Annotated in this window: 24 protein-coding genes; 11 read left to right on the forward strand and 13 right to left on the reverse strand. The window is 67.6% G+C overall.

All coding sequences use genetic code 11. The annotated features are described in order from the left end of the window. Positions 1 to 52 precede the first annotated feature (52 nt). From VFV19_09470 to VFV19_09515, 10 genes are read right to left on the reverse strand one after another with little or no spacing between them, the layout of a single operon-like run. Complete coding sequence (locus tag VFV19_09470) at positions 53 to 2281, reverse strand: heavy metal translocating P-type ATPase (protein HEX4824532.1); 2229 nt, start codon at positions 2279 to 2281, stop codon at positions 53 to 55. A gap of 12 nt (positions 2282 to 2293) precedes the next feature. Then, positions 2294 to 4081, reverse strand: coding sequence for a PDZ domain-containing protein (locus VFV19_09475; protein ID HEX4824533.1), 1788 nt, complete (start codon positions 4079 to 4081; stop codon positions 2294 to 2296). Beyond that, positions 4078 to 4476, reverse strand: a complete 399-nt coding sequence (locus VFV19_09480; GenBank protein HEX4824534.1) for a RidA family protein — start codon at positions 4474 to 4476, stop codon at positions 4078 to 4080. The genes VFV19_09475 and VFV19_09480 overlap by 4 nt, the downstream gene beginning before the upstream one ends. Beyond that, the gene (locus VFV19_09485; GenBank protein ID HEX4824535.1) at positions 4473 to 5042 is read right to left on the reverse strand and encodes a GNAT family N-acetyltransferase; all 570 of its coding nucleotides are present in this window, start codon (positions 5040 to 5042) and stop codon (positions 4473 to 4475) included. The genes VFV19_09480 and VFV19_09485 overlap by 4 nt, the downstream gene beginning before the upstream one ends. Further along, entirely contained in the window at positions 5039 to 5758 is a 720-nt protein-coding gene (locus VFV19_09490) for an energy transducer TonB (protein HEX4824536.1), read from the reverse strand. Before VFV19_09490 ends, VFV19_09485 begins: the two co-directional genes overlap by 4 nt. A gap of 23 nt (positions 5759 to 5781) precedes the next feature. Beyond that, positions 5782 to 6486, reverse strand: coding sequence for an energy transducer TonB (locus VFV19_09495; protein ID HEX4824537.1), 705 nt, complete (start codon positions 6484 to 6486; stop codon positions 5782 to 5784). Beyond that, the gene (locus tag VFV19_09500) at positions 6474 to 6611 is read right to left on the reverse strand and encodes a hypothetical protein (protein HEX4824538.1); all 138 of its coding nucleotides are present in this window, start codon (positions 6609 to 6611) and stop codon (positions 6474 to 6476) included. The genes VFV19_09495 and VFV19_09500 overlap by 13 nt, the downstream gene beginning before the upstream one ends. Then, positions 6608 to 7318: an energy transducer TonB gene (locus VFV19_09505; protein HEX4824539.1), complete on the reverse strand. Its 711-nt coding sequence runs from the start codon at positions 7316 to 7318 to the stop codon at positions 6608 to 6610. Before VFV19_09505 ends, VFV19_09500 begins: the two co-directional genes overlap by 4 nt. Beyond that, a complete protein-coding gene (locus tag VFV19_09510; protein HEX4824540.1) occupies positions 7306 to 8067 on the reverse strand; it encodes an SDR family NAD(P)-dependent oxidoreductase in 762 nt (253 codons plus the stop codon). Before VFV19_09510 ends, VFV19_09505 begins: the two co-directional genes overlap by 13 nt. After that, a complete protein-coding gene (locus tag VFV19_09515) occupies positions 8067 to 8768 on the reverse strand; it encodes an energy transducer TonB (protein ID HEX4824541.1) in 702 nt (233 codons plus the stop codon). Before VFV19_09515 ends, VFV19_09510 begins: the two co-directional genes overlap by 1 nt. A 116-nt stretch (positions 8769 to 8884) precedes the next feature. Between VFV19_09515 and VFV19_09520 the strand changes: the two genes are divergently transcribed. Beyond that, complete coding sequence (locus VFV19_09520) at positions 8885 to 9091, forward strand: hypothetical protein (protein HEX4824542.1); 207 nt, start codon at positions 8885 to 8887, stop codon at positions 9089 to 9091. Positions 9092 to 9101: 10 nt separating this feature from the next. Here the strand turns inward: VFV19_09520 and VFV19_09525 are convergent, their stop codons facing one another. Both VFV19_09525 and VFV19_09530 read right to left on the reverse strand, forming a co-directional pair. After that, a complete protein-coding gene (locus VFV19_09525; protein HEX4824543.1) occupies positions 9102 to 10664 on the reverse strand; it encodes an MFS transporter in 1563 nt (520 codons plus the stop codon). Beyond that, on the reverse strand, positions 10661 to 10963 hold the full coding sequence (locus tag VFV19_09530; protein HEX4824544.1) for a VOC family protein: 303 nt from the start codon (positions 10961 to 10963) through the stop codon (positions 10661 to 10663). Before VFV19_09530 ends, VFV19_09525 begins: the two co-directional genes overlap by 4 nt. Before the next feature lie 90 nt (positions 10964 to 11053). Here VFV19_09530 and VFV19_09535 point away from each other — a divergent pair, with 90 nt between their 5' ends. The 8 genes from VFV19_09535 to VFV19_09570 all read left to right on the forward strand — a co-directional run bounded on the left by VFV19_09535 (position 11054) and on the right by VFV19_09570 (position 17481). Continuing rightward, on the forward strand, positions 11054 to 12697 hold the full coding sequence (locus VFV19_09535) for a tetratricopeptide repeat protein (GenBank protein HEX4824545.1): 1644 nt from the start codon (positions 11054 to 11056) through the stop codon (positions 12695 to 12697). Continuing rightward, positions 12697 to 13029: an arsenosugar biosynthesis-associated peroxidase-like protein gene (locus VFV19_09540; GenBank protein ID HEX4824546.1), complete on the forward strand. Its 333-nt coding sequence runs from the start codon at positions 12697 to 12699 to the stop codon at positions 13027 to 13029. The genes VFV19_09535 and VFV19_09540 overlap by 1 nt, the downstream gene beginning before the upstream one ends. Before the next feature lie 3 nt (positions 13030 to 13032). After that, on the forward strand, positions 13033 to 14061 hold the full coding sequence (arsS, locus tag VFV19_09545; protein HEX4824547.1) for an arsenosugar biosynthesis radical SAM (seleno)protein ArsS: 1029 nt from the start codon (positions 13033 to 13035) through the stop codon (positions 14059 to 14061). Between the two features lie 191 nt (positions 14062 to 14252). Further along, positions 14253 to 15098 carry a hypothetical protein gene (locus VFV19_09550; GenBank protein HEX4824548.1) on the forward strand — a complete coding sequence of 282 codons (846 nt, stop codon included), beginning with the start codon at positions 14253 to 14255 and terminating at the stop codon, positions 15096 to 15098. A gap of 26 nt (positions 15099 to 15124) precedes the next feature. Further along, positions 15125 to 15850, forward strand: coding sequence for a TonB family protein (locus VFV19_09555; protein ID HEX4824549.1), 726 nt, complete (start codon positions 15125 to 15127; stop codon positions 15848 to 15850). Positions 15851 to 15887: 37 nt separating this feature from the next. Continuing rightward, complete coding sequence (locus VFV19_09560) at positions 15888 to 16565, forward strand: MotA/TolQ/ExbB proton channel family protein (protein ID HEX4824550.1); 678 nt, start codon at positions 15888 to 15890, stop codon at positions 16563 to 16565. After that, positions 16552 to 16959, forward strand: a complete 408-nt coding sequence (locus VFV19_09565) for a biopolymer transporter ExbD (protein HEX4824551.1) — start codon at positions 16552 to 16554, stop codon at positions 16957 to 16959. The genes VFV19_09560 and VFV19_09565 overlap by 14 nt, the downstream gene beginning before the upstream one ends. Positions 16960 to 16983: 24 nt before the next feature. Continuing rightward, on the forward strand, positions 16984 to 17481 hold the full coding sequence (locus tag VFV19_09570; GenBank protein ID HEX4824552.1) for a biopolymer transporter ExbD: 498 nt from the start codon (positions 16984 to 16986) through the stop codon (positions 17479 to 17481). 46 nt (positions 17482 to 17527) lie between these two features. Here the strand turns inward: VFV19_09570 and VFV19_09575 are convergent, their stop codons facing one another. Then, positions 17528 to 18166: a DedA family protein gene (locus VFV19_09575; GenBank protein ID HEX4824553.1), complete on the reverse strand. Its 639-nt coding sequence runs from the start codon at positions 18164 to 18166 to the stop codon at positions 17528 to 17530. A gap of 128 nt (positions 18167 to 18294) precedes the next feature. On the opposite strand from VFV19_09575, the gene VFV19_09580 reads away from it, so the two are divergent. Both VFV19_09580 and VFV19_09585 read left to right on the forward strand, forming a co-directional pair. Further along, positions 18295 to 20139: an APC family permease gene (locus tag VFV19_09580; GenBank protein HEX4824554.1), complete on the forward strand. Its 1845-nt coding sequence runs from the start codon at positions 18295 to 18297 to the stop codon at positions 20137 to 20139. Beyond that, a complete protein-coding gene (locus VFV19_09585) occupies positions 20136 to 22007 on the forward strand; it encodes a glycosyltransferase family 39 protein (GenBank protein HEX4824555.1) in 1872 nt (623 codons plus the stop codon). Before VFV19_09580 ends, VFV19_09585 begins: the two co-directional genes overlap by 4 nt. Positions 22008 to 22079 lie beyond the last annotated feature (72 nt).

Here is a 22079-nt window from a genome sequence, read left to right on the forward strand (position 1 = left end):
GACGCTTCATCGGTCGCTTACGAAGCCCCCGCTCCGGCGGGGGCTTCTTCATTTAGCGGCGCAGGCGAAGACTGTTCAGCACGACCGAGACGCTCGAGAGCGCCATCGCGGCGGACGCCACCAACGGCGAGAGGAGCCGGCCGGTCCACGGATACAGCGCGCCGGCGGCCAGCGGGATGCCGAGAACGTTGTAGACGAACGCCCAGCCTAGGTTCTGCCGGATCGTACGCAGGGCGCGGCGCGCAAGCTCCAGCGCCGCCCCGATCGATCGCGGGTCGGAGCCGACGAGCGTCACGTCCGACGCGGCGATGGCGACGTCGCTTCCGGTTCCGACCGCGATCCCGAGATCGGCGGCCGCCAGCGCCGGGGCGTCGTTGATCCCGTCTCCGACCATCGCGACTCTCTTTCCGCTCCTCCGGAGCGTCGCGATCTCGTCCGCCTTCCCTCCGGGCAGAATCTCGGCGAGCACGCGATCGATCCCGGCCTGCCGCGCGACCGACTCCGCCGTCGCGCGGCGATCGCCTGTGATGAGCACCACCTCGCACCCGAGGCTCTTCAACGCCCGAACCGAGTCCGCCGTGCCTTCACGGATCGGATCGGCGATGCCCACCATGCCCGCGACCTCTCCGTCGACGGCCACGAAAACCGGCGTCCGCCCGAGCAGCGCCAGTCCGTCGGCCCGTTCTCGCCAGCTCTCGACCGGCACTCCCGCGTCCTCGAGCCAGCCGGCGCGGCCGGCGAGGACGCGGCGGGCACCGACACGGGCGACGACGCCGGAGCCGGCGATCGCCTCGAACCCATCGGCGGCCGGGAGAGCGATCCCTCGCGCGGCGGCCTCTCGGACGATCGCTTCGCCGAGCGGGTGTCGCGATCCTCGTTCCGCAGCGGCCGCAAGCGAAAGGAGCGTGAGCGGGTCGACCCCCGGCGCGGGGACGGCATCGGTCACCGCCGGTCGCCCTACGGTGATGGTGCCGGTCTTGTCGAAGGCGACCACTTCGATGCGTCCGGCCATCTCGAGCGCCGCGCCCCCCTTGAAGAGGACTCCAATCTCCGCGCCGCGGCCGGTCGCCACGAGGATCGCGGTCGGAGTCGCGAGCCCCATGGCACAAGGACAGGCGATGATGAGCACCGCGACCGCGTTCACGAGCGCGGCCGTGAGGCGCGTCTCGGCCGGTCCGAAGACCATCCACGCGACGAACGTGATCGCGGCGATACCGAGCACGACCGGGACGAAGAACGCGCTGACGCGGTCCGCGAGGCGCTGGACAGGCGCCTTCGATCCCTGCGCCTCCTCGACCATCCGTACGATCTGCTGGAGCACGGTATCGGCACCGACGCGATCGACCCGGAAGACGAAGGCGCCGCCTCCGTTGACAGTGCCGCCGAACACCTCCGAGCCCGCGCTCTTCTGGACCGGCCGGCTCTCGCCGGTCAGCATCGACTCATCGACGGTCGACGAGCCGTGGACGAGCGTCCCGTCGAGCGGAATCGTCTCGCCTTCGCGGACGGCGAGGCGCATCCCCACCGCGACGTCGTCGACGTCGCGCTCGACCTCGCGCCCGTCCTCGACGACCCTCACGCTCCGCACCTGGAGCTTGCCGAGCGCACGGACGGCGGCGGAGGTCCGTGCACGTGCTCCGGTCTCGAGCCACTTGCCGAGGAGGACGAGGACCATGATCCCTGCGGCCGCCTCGAAGTAGACGGGCGGGCCGTGGTGATGCGTCGAGGTCGGTGCGACCGAAGCGGGCGCGATGGTCGCGACGGCGGAATAGACGAACGCCGCGCCGGTTCCGAGCGCGACGAGCGTGTTCATGTCCGCCGTGCCGTGGCGCAGCGCCGCCCAGGCGCGGCGGTAGTAACCGCCACCGGCGACGCCGAGCACGATCGCGGTGAGAACGAGCTGCACCGTCTCGGCATGAGGGATCGCCAGCGCGCCGTGGCTCATGCCCAGCACGAGGACGGGAACGCCGAAGCAAGCGGCGATGATCAGCGACCGCCGAACCTCGTTCCGCTCGGCCAGACGCGCCTTCTCGCCGGCATCGGCGACACCCGGCTCGGGCAGGATGAGCCCGTAGCCGGCGCGGCGGACCGCTTCCGCGAGCGCGGCAGGCGACGCCGCCTCCGGGTCGACGATGACGGTCGCCTTCTCCGTCGCAAGGTTGACGATCGCCCGCTCGACACCGGGGCTATGAGCGAGGGCGCGCTCGACCGCCGCAACGCACCCGGCGCAGGTCATCCCCGTGACCGGCAGATCGAGCCGTTGCCGTGAGGCCGTGGCCACGAGGCCACTGTATCAGTGGCGGGATGACGCGGCGGCGAGGGCGGGAGCCGGGGCGAGCCACGCGTCCCGCAGCGCGATCTGCTCGGCCGTAGCACCTTCGCGCGAGACGATCGTGGCCACGTCCGCGGGGGGCTCCGCGAGCGTGATGGGGATCTCGATCAGCTCGTCGCGGCGGAAGACGGCGAGCTTCGCCACGGCGCCGGCGGATCGCTCGGAGAGCCGGGGCGCGAAGCGCGTCTCGTCGACCCGTTGGCCGTCGATGGCGACGATCTCGTCGCCGGCGTAGAGACCCGCGGCGGCGGCGGGGCCGTCCGCCCGCACCGAGGAGACGAAGAGACGATGTCCCTCGGCGCGCGTCGCCACCCCGATCCACGCGCCACGCTCCGCCTCGGTGCCGCCGCGGCGGCTCCAGCCGAGCTTCAGGCCGGCCGCGCCCAGGATCTCGTCGTAGTCGAGCTCCGTCGTGCCGGCGACGTAGCGCTCGAAGAACCTGCGGAAGACGCCGTCGCGCTCGCCGGCGACCTTTTCGACCGCGGCCTGGAACCCTTCGGGCTCGTCGAACCCCGCATCGTCGAGCGTCGCTTGCTTCGCGAGGTGGCGGATGACGTCGTCGAGCGCGAGCTTGCGCGCGGTCGCGGCGCGGATCGTGAGATCGAGCAGCATCGCGACGATCGAGCCCTTGAGGTAGTACGAGATGCTCGAGTTCGTGCTGTTCTCGTCCGGACGATACAGCTTGATCCAGGCGTCGAAGCTCGACTGCTCGAGCGACTGGTGCGCGCGGCCCGGCTGCGCGTGAAGCGTCGCGATCTCCTCCGCGACGCGCTCGAGGAATCGCTCCTTCGGGTAGATCTTCGCCGCGAGGAGGAATCGCTTCTCGTAGTAGGTCGTGATCCCTTCCATCGTCCAGAGCTGGCGCGTGTGGTTCTCGCGCCGGTAGTCGAACGGCCCGAGCGGCTGCGGGCGCACGCGCTTGACGTTCCAGACATGGAACAGCTCGTGGCTCACGAGCTCGAGGAACCGCTCGTACGAGGCGCGCGGCCGGAAGCCGAAGCGGTCGGCGAGGAAGACGGCGCTGTTGCGGTGCTCGAGGCCGCCCCGCCCGGCGGCGAGGTGATGGATGAACGTGTAGTGCTTGTAGGGGAGGCCGCCGAAGAAGCTCTTCTGCGCCGTGACGATCGCCTTCGTGTCCTCGACGAGGCGCCCTTCGTCCTCGTTCCCGCGTCCCCAGATCGCGATCCGATGCTGGACGCCGTCGACGTCGAAGGTGAGCAGCCGGTGCGTTCCGCACTCGACCGGGCAGTCGACCAGCTCGTCGTAGTCCCTCGCGCGGAAACGGAAGATGCCGTTCCCGCCCCCCATGGCCTCGAGCCCCGTCGCGACCTGCCACTTCGGCGGCGCTTGGATCTCGAGCGTGATCGCGTCGCCGGTGCGTCCCGGGACGAACATGAAGAGGCCCGCGCCGTTCCCGAACCCGTGCGTGCCGTCGAGATGGCACGTTCGCACGGTGAGATCGTGCGCGAAGACCTTGTAGGTGATCTTGGTGCGCCCGTGGAGCAGCGTCTCGACGCGCCACGCGTCCTTCGCCGTCTTCTCCCAGCGCGCGGCGTGACCGTCGGTCTCCGCCGAGAACTCCTGCACGTGCCGTGCGTACTCGCGGATCATGTACGAGCCCGGCGTCCACGACGGCATGACGAGATCGAGGCGTGGCTCGCTCCACCCGTCGATCGTGATCGTGACCTCGAAGAGGTGGCTGTGCGGGCGCGGCATGGCGAGCACGTACCCGATGCGGGGACCGTTCAAGGGGCGCCCTCCGGGGCGACGGCCGTCGCCTCGATCTCGACCAGAAGCTCGGGACGCACGAGAGATGCCACTTGGACGAGCGTCGATGCCGGCCTCACATCGCGAAAAACCTCGCCGTGCGCCCTTCCGACCTCTTCCCAGCGCGCGATGTCGGTAACGAACATGCGGGTCCGGATGACGTCTCCGAAACCGGCGCCGGCCTCGGCGAGCGCCTTCCCGATCTTTTCCAGGACGTACTGGGCCTGCCGGTAAGGATCGTTCAAGCCGACGACGTCGCCCTTCTCGTCGACCGCCGCCGTCCCCGCGACCTCGATCAGGTTCCCGACGCGCACCGCGCGCGAGTAGCCGACCGTCTTTTCCCACGAGACGCCGGACGAGACGTTGCGCCGGCTCATCGCGCGGCCGCCTTACGCCGGACGATCGGCCGCGACTTCGATCGCCGCGCGACCTCGCGGAACCCGGCTTGCTCGAACGCGGAGAACAGCCCGGTGTGAACGAAAGCGCCCGGCTGCGGCTTGTTCGCGTCGGTGGGATAGCCCTCGAGCAAGCGACCTCCTTGCCGGCCCACCCACCGCGCGGCTTCTTTCAGCAACGCGACCGACACCCCACGTTTGCGCCAGTCGCGCCTCACGAAGAAGCACGTCACCGACCATACAGGCTTCTCATCGACCGGGGCAAGGATCTTCGACCGCGCGAGCCTGGAAAAATTCTCCCGCGGCTCGACGGCGCACCAGCCGATCGCCTCGTCGCCCGCGTACGCGAGCAACCCCGGCGGCGGCCCCTTCGCCACGCGCGCCTTCATCATCTTCTTCGTCGTCTCGCCCTTCTTCGCCTGCCACTCCGACTGGCCCATGTGCCACCAGAGGCACCAGCAGCCGGCGCACGCGCCGTTCGCGCCGAAGAGCGTCTCGAAGTCCCGCCAGCGGTCGGGGGTGAGGGGATGGATTGCGAGGGTCTTCATTGACTACGAAAGTCCACGCGGACGGTCAAGTACACGGCGACCGGTTTGCCGTATTGCATCGCGGGCTGGTAGATCCACTGGAGAACCGCCTTCGTCGCCGGCTCGATGAACGCGGGAGCCGTGGCTGAGAGCGGGACGCAGGATTCGACTCGTCCACACACATTGATGTGACACTGCAAAACGGCGCTGCCCGGCCCTCGCCGGACCAGGTCGCCGGAGAACTCCGGCTCGACCTTGCGCACGTTCGCCGGAAGCTGAACCTCGGCGTTCCGGTCCTCGGACGGCGATGGCTCCTCTTTCGGAGGCTCGCACCTCAGGGCGGCGTCAATCAGATCCTGTGTGGATCGGAAAGTCACATCGGTCGTCCACCACACTGCGACCGGAACGCCGTTGCGAGTTGCGGGGGCGTAGTGACGCGATGACATCAACTCACGCGCGACGCGCTCGAGGCTCGATCTCGAGCTGTCGACGATGATCATCTTCCTGATCTCGCCCTGGGTGTCGACGAGAAGCTTCAGAGTCACCGTGCCGGAAGGAGTGTCGGGTCGCGTCGCGTGACTCTCCGAGCGCAAGGTAGGCGGTTCGATGCCCGGCCCGACCGTGACCGCCTCGCGCTCGAGCGCCTTGAGCTCGGCGGTCTTGGCGAACGAGGGGACGAGTGAAGCCGTCACCGCGACGAATGCCAACGCAGTCGCTGTATTGAAGATCGAACGCATGGCCGGAGAGTAACGGGCGGAACTCATAATTCAAAGGTGATCGTCAACGTGAAGTAGACCGGAATCGGCTTGCCTCCGCGATGGGCCGGACGATAGAGGCGCTCGCGCGCCGCGGTGATCGCGGGGTCGACGTACTCGTTTCCCGACGATGCCAGAACCTTGCAGTCATCGACTTGGCCGCAAGCATCGATGACACAGGCGAGTTTCGCGAAGCCGTCCCCACGCTTGCGAATCGCCGTAGTGGTCGGCGGGGCGGCGTCGCGGATGAGGATCGGCAGCGTGATCGATGCATCGCCCGCCGGATCGACGGGGGCGCTCGTCTCGATCTTCGAAGGATCGCACGCGAGGATCGACGCGAACTCCGCCTCCGCCGAAACGAAGGTTACGGTCTCGGTCCACCAGACGGCGACGGGTGAGGCATCGCGCATCGCCGGTTGGAACTTCGCGCCGCTGAGCAGCTCGCGCGCGCGGCTCTTCAGGCGAGCATCGGTCGACGTCAGGATCTTGACCTTGCGAACGACACCGTCGGCGTCGAGAAGCAGGCGCGCGGTCACGGTGCCGGTCAAGTCCGACGGAACGGCGTCGAACGGTATCGTCATCGTCCGGCCGGGCTTCGGCGGCTCGATTCCCGGCCCCACCTCGATCGCTTCCTTGTCGACGCGCGACGCGACGGCGACCCCCGGAATGAGAGCAAGCGACAGGGCGAGCGCGACTCTCAATCGAACCACTTGTCCCTCCCCACGATGCGATCGACGACGCCGGCCGGTAGGAAGTGAACGAGCTTCGTGAACGCCGCCATCGGCCACGGGAAGTCATAGACGCGGCGCTTGGCGCGGATCGAGTGAGGGGTCATCGAACTTTGAAATCCACACGGATGGTGAAGTAGACCGCGATCGGTTTCCCGTCCTGCGTGGCGGGACGATAGAGCCACTGGAGCACGGCGTGCTCGGCCGCCTCGGTGTAATCGGGACCCGATGACTGGACGGCCTTGCAGTCCTTCACGCGCCCGCATCGATCGATGATGCACTGGAGGTTGGCGTAGCCGTTGCCCAGACGGCGGATCTTGCTCGACATCAGGGGGGCGACGCTGCGTACCCGAGTCGGGAGCTCCGTCGCCCCGTTCGGCTCCGACGGGACCGCATCATCAATGCTGTCCGGATCACATTTCAGCGTGGCCTCGATCTGCGGTTCGGCCGGGAGAAATTGCAACCGGATCGTCCACCAAACGGCCACCGGCTTCCCGTCCTTCTTCGCCGGATCGTAGTGACGCGAGAACATGACGTCGCGCGCGAGGTCTTCGAGGCTCGCGTCCGATGCCTCGACGATCGTCACCCTGCGAACCTCTCCGCTAGCGTCGACGAGCGCCTTGACGGTGACCGTGCCCGAAACTTTTTCCGGCTGTGGCCGTTGCGACTCCATTCGAAGTGTCGGGGGGTCGATGCCGGGGCCGACGGCGATTGCCTCACGCTCGATCGCCTCGACATCCACTGGATCGGCGAACGTCGGCGCCAACACCAAGAACGCTGCGAATGCGCACGAGACGACTCTCAATCGAACCACCTGTCCCTCCCCACGATGCGATCGACGAGTCCCGCCGGCAGGAAGTGGACGAGCTTCGTGAACGCCGCCATCGGCAGCGGGAAGTTGTATACCCGACGTCGGTTTCGGATCGCGCGGAGGATGCGGCGCGCGGCCTCGTCGGACTCCAATAGGAACGGCATCGGGTGCGTGTTCTTCGATGTCATCGGCGTGCGGATGAAGCCGGGGCAGATCGTGGTGACGAACACTCCGCGCGGACGCACTTCCGCGCGCACACCTTCGAGGAACGAGTTCAGCGCGGCCTTGCTGGCGCCGTACGCCTGAGTCTCGGGAAGGCCTCGATAGGCGGCCAGGCTCGAGATGCCGACGATGTGCCCGGCGCCGCGACTGATCATTCCGGGGAGCACCGCTTCGACCGCGTAGACCGCACCCAAGAGGTTGGTCCTGATCGTGTCTTCGAATGCCGCCGCGTCGAACTCCTTCAAGGGCATCGCTTGCCCGATGCCGGCGTTCGCGATCAGGAGATCGATCGGCCCCAGATCGCGCTCGGCCTGGGCGGCGGCCGCGTGCACGGCGCAACGGTCGCGCACGTCCGCGACGAGGGGAAGCGCGGTCCCGCCGTGGTCGCGGATCTCCGCCACGAGCCCATCGAGCAGGTCGCCGCGGCGGGCGACGCAGGCGACCTTCGTGCCTTGGTCGGCGAGCTGGCGGGCGAGCGACCGGCCAATGCCGCTCGAGGCGCCGGTGACGAGTGCGACGGCGTAGGTCACTAGCGGAAGCGGATGTCGATGCGGAACGTATAGAACACGGCGACCGCCTCGCCATGGCGTCGCGCGGGGCTGAACAGCGCTCGGCCGGCCGCCGACCGCGCGGCTTCCTCGTATTCGGGTCCGGAGCTGTTCAAAGCGTCGCAATCGTGCACGTGACCGCAAGTATCGACGACACATTGGAGAGTGACCGATCCGGGTTTCCGGTGCATCGCGGCCGTTGTCTCCACGATTGCAGGTCGGACGGCCACAGGAACCTCCACGTCGGTCATGTCGGTCAGCGGCTGACCCGGCGGAATCGCTTCATGGCACGCCTCGATCGATTCCAGCTCATCCGACTCCGACTTGAATCGCAGCGTCTCCTTCCACCACACGGCGACGGGGTGCCCGTCACGACGCGCGGGCTCGAACTTGCGAGAGGTCATCATCTGTTGGGCCAATGCAGCGAGGCGAGGATCCGAGGCTTCGACGATCTCCACCTTTTCGACGTCGCCATCGACTCCGATCAACGCGCGCACGACGGCGGCACCGGCAGTCGCAGCGAAGAGCTTCGCGGGGAGGTAGGAACCCATCGCAGGTTTCGGCGGGTCGACTCCCGGCCCGACCTCGATCGGCTCGTTCTCCGGCTTCGGCTGGCCGCCGCCTGCGATGGCCGGGCCGGCGATCAGCAGCAGTCCCAGGAGCAGAATGGTCGGTCGCGGCATGGAACCCTCAGCGTGGAGTCATCTTAACGGTAGGGAAACCCCGGTGGGCGGAAACGTGGCGGTACGTGAGCGCCGCGCCCACAATCCGTTTCGAGGGGGCTCGTTGGAGGTCTCCCATGAGACACCGAGCCTTGCTCCCGGACAGGGACAACTCCAAGACGACGTCCCTCGTGTCCGACAGGGTCGGCGACCGCTTCTACCTCAGGGAGATCTGGGGAGTGGAGAACAGCGGCCGCGAAGTGAAGCGCGCCGGAGATAGCGAGCGACAACACCTCGCCGCGAGCGAGGTCGTGATCAGGCTAGATCAGAAGCGCGCGGGCTGACCCTTCGAGATCAAGATGCCGGAACGGTTCTCTTCGCCGCCAGCACCGCGGCGGTGAAGAGGCCGCCGATCGCTCCCACGCTGAAGAGCCCGGCGAGGCGCACGACGTCGCCGGGACTGTCCAGGCTCACGAGGTCCAGGAGCGGCCGCGCGAGATCGAACGGCAGCGGAGGCGTCGCACGCATTCCCTTCAACGCGCCGAGCACGGCCGTCATCAGCGTCGCGCCGAGAAAGACGGCGACCCCTGCGCCGACGCCCGCGAACGTCAGCGCGCGCGTGGTGATGGGCTCGGCGCCCCCACGCGCCTCGGCCTGCAGGTCGGGCTCGGCGCCGCCGAGAGGGGCGAAGCGTCTCAGGAGCAGCAGACCGGGGATCCCGGCGGCGACGGAGAGCCAGAAGTACGCCACCCAGCCGACGGCGTCGACGACGATGCCGCAGATCGGGCCGGAGATGATGCGAGGAAGAGCGAAGAGGCTCGACATCAGCGAGTACTGGGTTGCGGAGAAGCGTTTCGACGTGAGGCGCAGCAGCAGAACCGAGAATGCCCCGGTGCCCATCCCCGAAGCGAGGGTCTCGAGCCCCGTCGCCGAGAGCATGAGGATGCGATTCGGAGCGCTCATCGCGACCGCGACGTAGCCGATGTTGACGAGCGATTGGATGATGCCGAAGATCCAGAGGGCGCGGCCGACACCGACGGCGGTCGTCAGCACGCCCCCGAAGAGGGCGCCGACCGCCGTCGAGGCCCAGGTGACGAGGCCCAGGACGACGCCGCGGTCGATCTCGTTGTAGCCCATGTCGTGGAGGAACGGCCGGAGGAGCGCGTTCGCCATGACGTCGGAGAGCTTGTAGCAGAGAACGAAGCCGAGGATCTGGAGCGCGAGTGGGCGCGAGAGGAAGCCGACGAACGGCTGCCACACCGCCTCCCGCAGCGTTCGCGGGGGCGCCGCCGGCTCCTCCGGCTTCGGCGCGAACGAGGTCGCCACGATGAGGACGAGGAACAGGACCGCGATGACGACGAGGACGAGCGGCCACGACGTCCACGCGGCGAAGGTGATCGCGAAGGCGCCGGCGAGGCGCATCGCCATGAAGTAAGACGCGGTCCGGAAGCCGGCGGCGACGCCTTGCTCCTCGGGGCGCAGGACGTCGACGGCGTACGCGTCGACCGCGATGTCCTGGGTCGCGGCGGCGAAGGCGATGGCGAGCGCGAGGGCGCCGATGACGAAGGGCGCGTCCGGGTGGCGTGCGACACCCGCGAGCGCGAGCGTCGTCGCGAAGAGCCCGACCTGCGCGATCGCGGCCCAGCCGCGGCGCCGGCCGAGGAACGGGGGAACGTACCGGTCGAGGAGAGGCGCCCACAGCACCTTGAACGACCACGGCGCCTGCGCGAGCGTGATGAGTCCGACGACCTTGAGGTCGACGCCGATCGACCGCATCCAGTCGGGGATCGCGACGTAGACGAGCCCCAGGGGGAGACCCGAGGCGAAGGACATGACCGCGACGGAGGCGGTCCGCCACGACCGCATCGCCAGGACGATCGCGCGGAGACCTTTCGCCGGCGGGGACGCGCCCGTCAATCCGCCGCCACGATCTCGACGGCGTTCCCGGCAGGGTCTTCGATGTACGTCGACCGCGTGCCGTCGCGATGCGTCTTGAGCGGCCCGAACGAGGCCGCATCGGGGCTCGTGAACCCGAGATGCGGCGGGTGCTGCTCGGGAACGACGAGCGCGAGACGCGCGTTCGCGAAGTCGAGATAGGCCCAGGTGTCGTCTTGATAGGCGACGGTGCAGCGGAAGGTCTTCGTGTACCAGGCGACCGCTTCGGCGATGTTCTTCACCGAGACCGCGACATGATCGATGCGATCGAGATCGCTCACGACCCCATCGTAGGTTCGCGACCCGCGGCATTCAAGCCGGACTTGCCGATCTCACCGCGGGACGGGTAGCCTCCCCGCGGAGGATCCCGCATGATCGCGACCGCTCTCGCCCTCTTCGTCTTGGCGGCCGATGCACCTCCGGCCGCCGATCACGCCATGCCGGCCCCGGCCGCCGATGCGACCAAACCGGTGCCTCTCTTCACCGACCTCGGGACGTTCCACCGGCCGATCTCGTCGAAGAACGCCGCGGCGCAGAAGTACTTCGACCAGGGGATGCGCCTGCTCTACGGGTTCAACCACGACGAGGCGGAGCGGGCGTTCCGCGAGGCGGCGCGCCTCGACCCGTCGTGCGCGATCTGCTGGTGGGGAGTCGCGATCGTCCTCGGGCCGAACATCAATCTTCCGATCGATCCGGATCGGAACGCGAAAGCGGTCGAGGCGGTCGTGAAGGCGAAGGGGCTTGCGGTGAAGGCGAGTCCGGTCGAGCGCGAGCTGATCCTCGCCCTCATGAACCGGTACACCGCCGATCCGAGCGCCGACCGGGCCAAGCTCGACCAGGCGTACGCCGATGCGATGCGTGCGGTGCACGCGAAGTTCCCGAAGGACGACGACGTCGCCGTCCTCTTCGCCGAGTCGATGATGGATCTCCGGCCCTGGCACTTCTGGGACCTCGACGGGAAGCCGGCGGAGGGGACGCTCGAGATCGTTGCGACGCTCGAAGAGGTGCTCAAACGAAGTCCCGATCACCCGGGCGCGAACCACTATTACATCCACGCCACCGAGGCTTCCCCGAACCCGGGCCGCGCCACGGCTTCGGCGAAACGTCTGGAGACGCTCATCCCGGGCGCGGGCCATCTCGTGCACATGCCCGCGCACGTCTACATGAGGACGGGTGACTATGCCGGGGCCAGCCGGGCGAACGCGATCGGCGCGAAGGTCGATGAGAAATACATCCAGACCAACAAAGTCGAAGGGATCTACCCCCTGATGTACTACGGCCACAACTTGCAGTTCCTCGCGGTCTCCGCAGGCATGGAGGGGAACGCGAAGGTGTCGCTCGACGCGGCCCGCCGGATGGGAGCCCTCGTCGCGCCGGTCGAGAAGGACATCCCGATGGTCGAGTTCGTGGTCCACCTTCCGTTCTGCATGCCGCTCCGTTTCGGCCGGTGGGACGAAGCCCTCGCGGTCGGCCCGCCGCTGCCCGAGCTGCCGACGGCAACCGCGCTCTGGCACTGGGCGCGCGCCTACGCGCTGTATTCCCAGAAGAAGAACGAGGAGGCGGCGAAGGAGAAGACGGCGTTCGAGGCGGCGCGGGCCGCGGTGCCGCCCGATGCCATGATGAACCTCAACACCAGCAAGAGCGTTCTCGACGTCGCCACGGCGATGCTCGACGCGCGCATCGCTTCGTTGCGCGGCGACGCCGATGCCGCGATCGCCGCTTGGACGAAGGCGGTCAACGTCCAGGACGAGATGGCCTACGACGAGCCGCCGATCTGGTACTACCCGGTCCGAGAGTCCCTGGGCGGCGAGCTGCTCCGGGCGGGGAAGAACGCCGAGGCGGAAGCGGTCTTCCGGAAAGACCTCGAGAAGAACCCGAGCAACGGACGCTCGCTCTTCGGGCTCGCCGAGTCGCTGAAGCGCCAGAAGAAGGACGCCGAGGCCGCCGCTGCGGCCACCCAGTTCAAGCAGGCGTGGCGCGGCGCCGACGTCACGCTCACCGTCGCGGAGCTCTGATGGACACCTACTACTGTCCTCACGACCTGTCGAAATTCGCGGAGATGGGAAAGAACCGGCCCGAGCTGTGGGCCAAGTACATGGAGTACTACAGCGCCGTCTTCGCGGACGGCGCGCTCACCGAGCGCGAGAAGGCGCTCATCGCGCTCGGCGTCGCCCACAGCGTCCAGTGCCCGTACTGCATCGACGCCTACACGAACGCGTGCCTCGAGAAGGGGGCCGACCTCGACCAGATGACCGAGGCGGTCCACGTGGCGAACGCGATCCGCGGCGGCTCGTCGCTCGTCCACGGCGTGCAGATGCGCAACATCGCCGAGAAGGTCGGGATGTAGCGCGTGCCCTCGCTCCTGTCGGTCCGGCATCCGCTCGCGAGCCCTACCGAGCAGCTTCGAACGCTCGCGCGGACCGGAGCGCCCGCGTTCGACGCGGTGCTCGAGAGCCGGGGCGTCGCGCCGCTCGAGACGAGGGCGATCGAGGTGCTCCAGGTCAACGTCGGGAAGCTCTGCAACCAGACCTGCGGCCATTGCCATGTCGACGCCGGACCCGACCGGCGCGAGTCGATGACGCACGAGACCGCGGAGCAGGTCGTCGAGCTCCTGACCCGGCATCCGATCCCGACGCTCGACATCACCGGCGGCGCGCCCGAGCTCAGCCCCGAGTTCCGGTTCCTGGTCGAGGCCGGGCGGCGCCTCGGCCGGCGCGTCATCGACCGCTGCAACCTCACGGTCCTGCTCCTCCCGTCCCAGGACGGCCTCGTTCCGTTCCTCGCCGAACACCGTGTGGACATCGTCGCGTCCCTCCCGTCGTTCCGCGCGAGCGGCACCGACACGCAGCGCGGCGAAGGGGTGTTCGCCAAGAGCGTCGCCGCGCTCCGCAGGCTGAACGACGCCGGCTACGGCACAGGGCGCGGTCTCGTCGTGGACCTCGTCCACAACCCGGTCGGGGCGTTCCTGCCGGGGACCCAGGCGTCGCTCGAGCGGGACTACCGGCGTGAGCTCCGGGACCGTCACGGTGTCGTGTTCGATCGCCTCCTGACCATCGCCAACATGCCGATCAGCCGGTTCCTGGAGTTCCTCGAGCGGACGGCGAACACGGGCCGCTACATGGACCTCCTCCTCCGGACGTTCAACCCCGCGGCCGCCGCCGGGGTCATGTGCCGGACGCACCTGTCGGTCGGCTGGGACGGCGCCCTTTACGACTGCGATTTCAATCAGATGCTCGAATTGCCGGTGGACCCCGGCGGGCCGGCCACCCTGCGCGCCCTCCTCGAAAGGGGCGGTCTCAGCCGTCGCGTGCGCACCGACCGGCACTGCCTGGGGTGCACCGCCGGAGCCGGCTCGAGCTGCGGGGGAGCGCTCGAATAGCCACCGGACCGTCACAGTCCGGGTGTTGGCCTCCGGGGGGGCCTTGCGTTACCATGCGCCGCTCTCTTGTCCTATCGAGAAGGGTGGCCACGGGTCAATATGGGATGCGGAGTTCACGCAGCACACGCCTGGTCGCTCGCTGGCGGGCGGCGCTGGCTGCCCGGAAGATGCACACCATAAAGGGAGCTTGCATGACGACGTCTCGCGGGTGGCTGGCCTGCACGGTCGCGGCCACGGTCCTGGTGGCCGCCTCGGCCTGTTCCAACATGACGGAGCACAAGCTCCAGAAGGAAGCGAACGCTCTCTTCACCGCGCAGAAGTACGACGAGGCAATCCTCAAGTACCAGGAGATCGTCAAGATCAACCCGTCGAACTGGGACGCCAACTACGACATGGCGATTTCCTACCTCGCGCTCTACCACCCGGGCTCCGAGCACCCCAAGGACAAGGAATACGCCGAGAAGGGGCTCGCCGCGTTCGAGAAGACCCTCACGCTCACCCCTCCGTCGACGGAGGTCCTCGAGAAGACCGAGAAGTACTACCTGAGCTTCCTCGACTCGGCGGGCGAGAAGGACAAGGCGATCGCCTATCTCGTCAAGCAGCTCGAGAAGCGCCCGAACGATCTCGTGCTCATCAATCAGATCGCGACGATGTATCAGAAGAACGGCGACTTCACGAAGGCGCTCGAGTACTTCGAGAAGCGCGCCAACATGGACTCGACAAACAAGGAAGCCTGGTACACGCTCGGCGTCAACTGCTGGGCGCGGTCGTACCACGGCGGCCTCGCCGTCTCGCAAGAAGAGCGCGAGCAGGTCGTCGACAAGGGCATCCAGGCGCTCGACAAGGCGCTCGCGATCGACCCGAACTATTTCGACGCGCTCTCCTACATCAACCTGATCTACCGTGAGAAAGCCAAGGCCCTGGCCGCCGTCGGCAAGAACGCCGAGGCCGGCCAGGCGTACGCCAAGGCCGACGAGTATCAGAAGAAGGCGCTCGACATCCGGAAGCAGCAAGCGGCCAAGCCGAAGGCCAGCTAGCTCCCTGAGGCCCTGAGGATCTCGCGATGTTCGACTCGATGCTCGAGAGCACCACCGCGAAGGATGCGGGACACAACAAGTGGTCCCTCCCGATTGCGATCGGCGCCCACGTTCTCGTCATCGGTTTGATCGTCGGCGTCTCGTACTGGATCGTTCAGGCGGTTCAGGACCCCGATCTCGCGATCTCGTTCATCGGGGCCGCGCCTCCGCCTCCACCGCCGCCTCCGCCTCCTCCGCCCGCCGGCTCGTCGAAGCCGAAGACGGAGAAGGTGGAGATCAAGCCGCAAGAGGTCGTCCAGCCGACCATCACGCCGGAGATCGTCCCGAAGGCGCCCGAAGCGCCGGCCGATGAGGGTGTCGAGGGCGGCGTCGAGGGCGGCGTGCCCGGCGGCGTGCCCGGCGGTGTCGTGGGCGGCGTGCCCGGCGGTGTCGTGGGCGGCGTCGAGGGCGGCACCGGCGACGAGCCGATCCTGCCGACCGGCGACGTCATCCTCCCGGTCATCATCAAGGACGTGCAGCCGACCTACCCCGACGTCGCGCGCCGCGCGCGCATCGAGGGCAAGGTGACCATCCAGGCGGTCATCGACAAGGAAGGGAACGTCGGCGAGGTGACGGTGCTCGCTTCGTCGAACCCGATGTTCAACGATGCCGCCATCGAGGCGGTCAAGCAGCGAAAGTACAAGCCGGCCCTCCAGAGCGGTAAGCCGGTCGCCATTTACTTCACCATTCGCGTCGATTTCCGGTTGCGCTAGCGACACGCGCGTCACAAAGGATCCAAGGAGCCAATAGATGAATCCCATTCAGATGTTCATCGATGCGAGCTGGGTCGGCAAGGCCGTCATCTTCATCTTGATCATCCTGTCGGTCTACTCGATCGCCGTCATGATCGACAAGTTCCGCAGCTACAAGGCGGCGCGGAAGGAGTCGCTCGAGTTCCTTCCCCACTTCGTGAGGAACCTCAAGGACAACAACTTCGCCGGCGCTCTCGAGTCCGCGCGGAAGTACAAGAGGTCCCACATCGCGAAGGTCGTATCGGCGGGACTCATCGAGTACGACAACGACAAGGCCGAGCTGCACGACAGCCACGATCTCGTCGGCGCCGTCGGCCGTGCGCTCGATCGCGCCGTGTCGCTGACCGCCGCCGAGATGAAGAAGGGGACGGGCGGCCTGGCGACCATCGGCTCGGCGGCGCCGTTCATCGGCCTCTTCGGCACGGTCGTCGGCATCATCAACGCGTTCACCGGCATCGCGGCGTCCGGCTCGGGCGGTCTCGCGACGGTGTCGGCCGGTATCTCGGAAGCGCTCATCACGACGGCGTTCGGCATCTTCGTCGCCGTCCCCGCGGTCATGGCGTTCAACTACTTCACGACGCGCCTCGAGCGGTTCCAGATCGAGATGTCGAACTCCTCGGCCGAGCTTCTCGACTTCTTCCTGAAGAAGCACGAGGCGGCGAGTGCAAAGCGTTAAGGTCGAAAGCGTCAACTCGGCGATCAACGTCACGCCGCTCGTCGACGTGATGCTGGTGATGCTGATCATCTTCATGGTCGTGACGCCCATGCTCACGAAGGGCCCGCCCGTGCAGGTGCCCAAGGCGTCGAATCCTCCGACGAAGCCCGAGGAGAAGACCCAGATCCTCATCTCGGTCTCGAAGGACAAGCAGATCTTCGTCGACAAGGAGCCGCTGGCGAGCCCGCAGGCGTTCGCCGACCGCCTCACCGAGGAGTATCAGCGCAACAAGAACGCCTCGATCGTGATCAAGGGCGACGCGCGGCTGGAGTACGGCGAGGTCAAGAAGGCGATGCTCAAGGTGAAGGAGACCGGATTCGAGCAGGTCGGTCTCATCACGTTGAAGCAAGAGTAGCCGAGCGGGAAGAGGAGAGATTCCATGGCCATGACAGCCGGCGGCGGGGGCGGACTCAACGCCGACATCAACGTCACGCCGCTCATCGACGTCCTGCTCGTGCTCCTGATCATCTTCATGGCGGTCGTCCCGCTCTCGCAGCGCGGCTACGACATCGAGATCCCGAAGGAATCGACGGAGCCCGTCGTTCCGAACGCCGACAATCCGCCCGTCATCCTCGCCATCAACGCCGAGGCCTGCCCCTCGATCGCGACCGTCCTGAACTCCAAGGATTTGCCCCCCGGGTGCCGCGTTTACCTCAACAAGGAAGAAGTCGACGTCTCGCAGCTCCCGACCCGCATCACCGAGACGTTCAAGAACCGGAAGCAGATCGACAAGATCCTCTTCCTCGCCGCCGAGGAGAAGCTGAACTACGAGGCCGTCATCCGCATCGTGGACATGGCCAAGAAGGGCGACGAGAATCTCAAGATCGGGATCGTGAGCGACGAGCGCCTCGCGCGTCCGATGTCGCTGCCGCAGTAGTTCACAGTCGACAGTTCACAGTTTCACAGTTCTGAACTGTTGACTGTCAACTGTTGACTGTCGACTTCCGGTGCCGTAGCCACTCCACCACCAGCGGCAACACCGACACGACGACGATCCCGAGAATCACGACCGAGAAGTTCTGCTTGACGAACGGGATGTTCCCGAAGAGATAGCCCGCCCCCAGGCAGAGTCCCACCCACGCAAATCCGCCGACGACGTTGTAGGCCGCGAAGCGCAGGTACGGCATCGTTCCGATGCCGGCGACGAACGGCGCGAACGTCCGCACGATCGGAACGAAGCGCGCCAGGAAGATCGTCTTGCCGCCGTGGCGCTCGTAGAAGGCGCGCGTGCGCTCGAGGTACTCGCGTTTCAGGAACCGGATGTTTCCGGTGAATGCGCGCGGCCCGATCAGCTTGCCGATCGAGTAGTTCGTGCCGTCGCCCAGGATCGCCGCGAACGACAGCACCAGGAAGAGAAGCGCGGGCTGGAGCGTGCCTGCGGCGGCGAGGGCCCCGCACGCGAAGAGGAGCGAGTCGCCCGGCAGGATCGGCGTGACGACGACCCCGGTCTCGAGGAAGACGATCGTGAAGAGCACGCCGTACGTCCACGATCCGTGGGCGGTGACGAATTCGCCGAGGTGACGGTCGAGGTGAAGGAAGATGTCGACGAGGTCGTGCAGCACGGCGGCGGGGATTCTACGGGGGTTCTCGGAAACCAAAGTCAAGTTTCTGTAAGAGTCGCCTTTGTGCTAGAACCTGCCCCGGTCCGGACCCGCCCACCCCGGCGGGACGGGGGAAGCGAGGACCGGTCGTGTCGCCTGGATTCGCGGTGGGGGCCCTCAAGCACGTGCTTGTGGGCCGGCCGATCCCATCGCATCTCGCCCATCACGAGCGCTACACCAAGTCGACGGGACTGGCCATCCTGTCCTCGGACGCGCTGTCGTCGGTCGCCTATGCGACGGAGGAAATCCTCCGCACGCTGCTGATCGCGGGCACGTCGGCGCTGTGGTTCGTGACTCCGATCGGCGCCGTCATCGCCGGCCTCATGCTCGTCATCGCGTTCTCCTACCGCCAGACGATCCACTCGTATCCCGGAGGCGGTGGCGCGTACCGCGTGGCGCGGGAGAACATCGGCGTCGTCCCCGGACTCGTCGCGGCGGCGGCGCTGCTCCTGGACTACGTTTTGACCGTCGCCGTGAGCATCGCGGCGGGAGTCGCCGCGATCACGTCGGCGTTCCCCCAATGGCACGACCACACGGTGGTGCTGTCGCTGCTCTTCCTCGTCGGGATCGCCATTGGGAATCTCCGGGGCATACGCGAATCGGGCCGGATCTTCGCGATCCCCACCTACTTCTTCCTCGTGAGCATGGGGATGCTCCTCGTCGTCGGCGCGTACAAGGCGATGACCGGGCAGATCGTGCCGATCGAGGCGACCTCCGGCCTCATCGTGCCCAGGGAGGCCGGCTCGCTGACCGTCTTCCTCGTCCTACGGGCGTTCGCGAACGGATGCACCGCGCTCACCGGGATCGAAGCGATCTCCGACGGCGTGCCGGCGTTCAAGCCGCCGGAGGCGAAGAACGCCGCCACCACGCTCCTCGTCATGGCGGCGTGCGCCGTCACGCTCTTCATGGGGGTCACGCTCCTCGCGCATGCCTACGCGATCGTCCCAAAGCACGACGAGACGGTGATCTCGCAGCTCAACCGCGCCATCTTGGGCGGCCGCGGCTCGATCTATTACATGGTGCAGGCCGCGACCACGATGATCCTCGTGCTGGCGGCGAACACCGCGTATTCCGACTTTCCGCGCTTGGCCTCGATCGTCGCGCGCGACAAGTTCCTGCCGCGGCAGTTCGCGAACCAGGGCGACCGGCTCGCGTTCTCGAACGGGATCATCGTGCTGAGCGTGCTCGCGGGCGTCCTTCTCGTGGCGTTCCGCGGCGACACGCACGCCCTCATCCCGCTCTACATGCTCGGCGTGTTCGTCTCGTTCACGCTGTCGCAGGCGGGGATGGTGCTCAAGTGGCGGCGGGAGCGGAAGCCGAACTGGCGCATCGGCGCGTTCATCTCCGGCCTCGGGGCGACGCTCACGTTGATCGTGCTCTGCGTCGTCGCCGCGACGAAGTTCATGGAAGGCGCGTGGATCATCATCGTTCTGATCCCCGTCATCGTCGTGCACTTCCTCTCCACGCACCGCCACTACGAGCGCGTCGCCGAGCAGCTCTCGCTCAAGGGCCTGTCGGTGCCCGAGCGCAAGCACAATACGGTGATCGTGCCGATCGGCGGCGTGCACCGCGCGGTCGTGCAGGCGCTCGAGTACGCGAGGACGCTCTCCGACGACGTGCGCGCGGTCTACGTCGATGTCGATCCCCGCGCGACGCAGGAGATCCGCGAGGAATGGACGCGGTGGGGCAAGGGGGTCCGCCTCGAGATCCTGGCGTCGCCGTTCCGGTCGGTCATGGAGCCGCTCCTCGAGTACATCGAGATCACCAATGAGGAGCGCCCCAACGACTTCGTCACCGTCCTCCTCCCGGAATTCGTGCCGGCGCGATGGTGGCACCATCTGCTCCACAACCAGCGCGCCCTGCTGATCAAGGGTGCGCTCCTCTTCCGCGAGAACATCGTCGTCACGAGCGTGCCGTACCACCTGCACGAGTGAGTCCCAAGACGCTTCACCGGGCCGCGGTGGCGGCGCTCGTGGCGATCTTCGTCGCCTGCGGCTATCTCTCGCTGCGCGGCGATTCGGCGACGTTCGACGAGACCGCGCATCTCGGCGGCGGCGTCTCCTACCTCGAGCGGGGCGATTTCCGGCTGAACCCGGAGCACCCGCCCCTCGCGAAGATGTTGGCCGCGCTCCCGCTCGTCGCGCTCGGACGAGGCGGCGGCGACTACCGCTCGCAGGCGTGGACCGCCGGCTCCGGCGACGAGTGGGTGTTCGGCTTCGAGCTGATTAACGGGCCCATCGCAGAGAGCGCGCGGCGCGACCCGTCCGTCCGTCTCGTCCCCGCGCGGACCGTCATGCTCCTCCTCGGGGTGCTCGTCTGCCTCGTCGTCTACGCGTGGGCGCGCGAGCTGTGGGGGAAGCCCGCGGGACTCCTCGCGCTGGCCCTCGCGGCGACGTGCCCGACGATCCTCGCGCACGCGCGCCTCGTCACGACCGACCTTCCCGGCGCGCTCGGGATGGTCGCGACCGCGTGGCTCCTGTGGCGCTGGACACGCGTGCCGACGTGGGGCCGCGCGCTCGCCACGGGCGCGGCGTTCGCGGCGGCGCTCCTGTTCAAGTTCAACACAGTCCTGCTCGTGCCCGCGATGCTGCCGCTCGTCGCTGCGGCGGTCGTCGTCAAGCGCGTCACGCTTCGCCAGGGGCTCGTCGCGCTCGTCATCGCGGGAGCCGCCGGTTTCGCGGGAGTCTGGGCGGCCTATGGCTTTCGGTACGCCGCTTCGCCGGACCCCTCGTACGCGATGCCCTGGCCGGCGCTCGCGGCGGAAGCGCCCCTGTCTCCCGTCCTCGCCTTCGCACGCGACCACGAGCTTCTCCCCGAGGCGTACGTGTTCGGGCTCGCCTACGCCAAGTCGCAAGCGACGGGGCGCACTGCGTGGCTCGACGGTGAGGAGTCGAACGCCGGCTGGTACCGCTATTTTCCCGAAGCGTTCGCCCTCAAGACGCCGCTCACGTTCATCGCGCTCGTGTTCTGGGTGGTGACTTCAGAGACGAGGCGAAGCCGCGGTCGCAGCTTCGACGGGTGGTCGATCGCGCTCGTGCCGCTCCTCTTCACGGCGTTCGCGATCGGCGCCCGGTTCAACATCGGGCACCGCCACATCGCGCCGGTCTATCCGTTCCTGTGCGTGGCTGCCGGCCCCGCCGCGGCGTGGATCGAAGCGCGCGATCGACGCCGACTGGCGGTCCTCGTTCTCCTCACGGGATGCGCGATCTCGTTCGTCCTCGCGACGCCCGGTTACCTCTCGTATTTCAACGTCCTCGGCGGCGGTGCGCGCGGCGGGTGGAGACACCTCGTCGATTCCAACATCGATTGGGGACAGGACCTTTCACGGCTGAAGCGCTGGATGGATGCGCACGGCGCGAACGAGGTCGATCTGGCGTATTTCGGAACGGCCGACCCGCTCGCCTACGGCATCAGGTCGCGCAAGGTCTTCGCGTTCCTCGATTTCAGGCCCGGCGAGCCCGCGTTGCTGCCCGAGAAGGGCCGGCTCCTGGCGGCGAGCGTCTCGGTCCTCCAAGGGCTCTTCGTCCCGACCGATCGCGCGTTCGCGCTCGACGTCGTCCGGCGCGGATGGGTGACGCGTGCCCGGGCCGAGGATTACCTGGCCGATCGTGAGGCCCGAACGAGCCGCGGCGAGCCCGTGAGGCACGCCGCCGAGTGGATGATCGCGCAGCGCTTGATCACCCAGACCCAGGCGCAGACGATCGAGGACGGTCTACCGGGAGGCTGGCTGTCACGCGCACGCGACCGCTGGACACCGATCGGACGCGCCGGCGACTCGATCCTCATCTACCGCGTCCCGTGAGGACATAGGGACATTCTGCTTTTCTTACACAGAGGGGACAGCTTCCGAAACTCTGTACTTCGAGTTTCGGAA

The organism is Candidatus Polarisedimenticolaceae bacterium, from assembly GCA_036275915.1.
Taxonomy (GTDB): Bacteria; Acidobacteriota; Polarisedimenticolia; order Polarisedimenticolales; family DASRJG01; genus DASRJG01.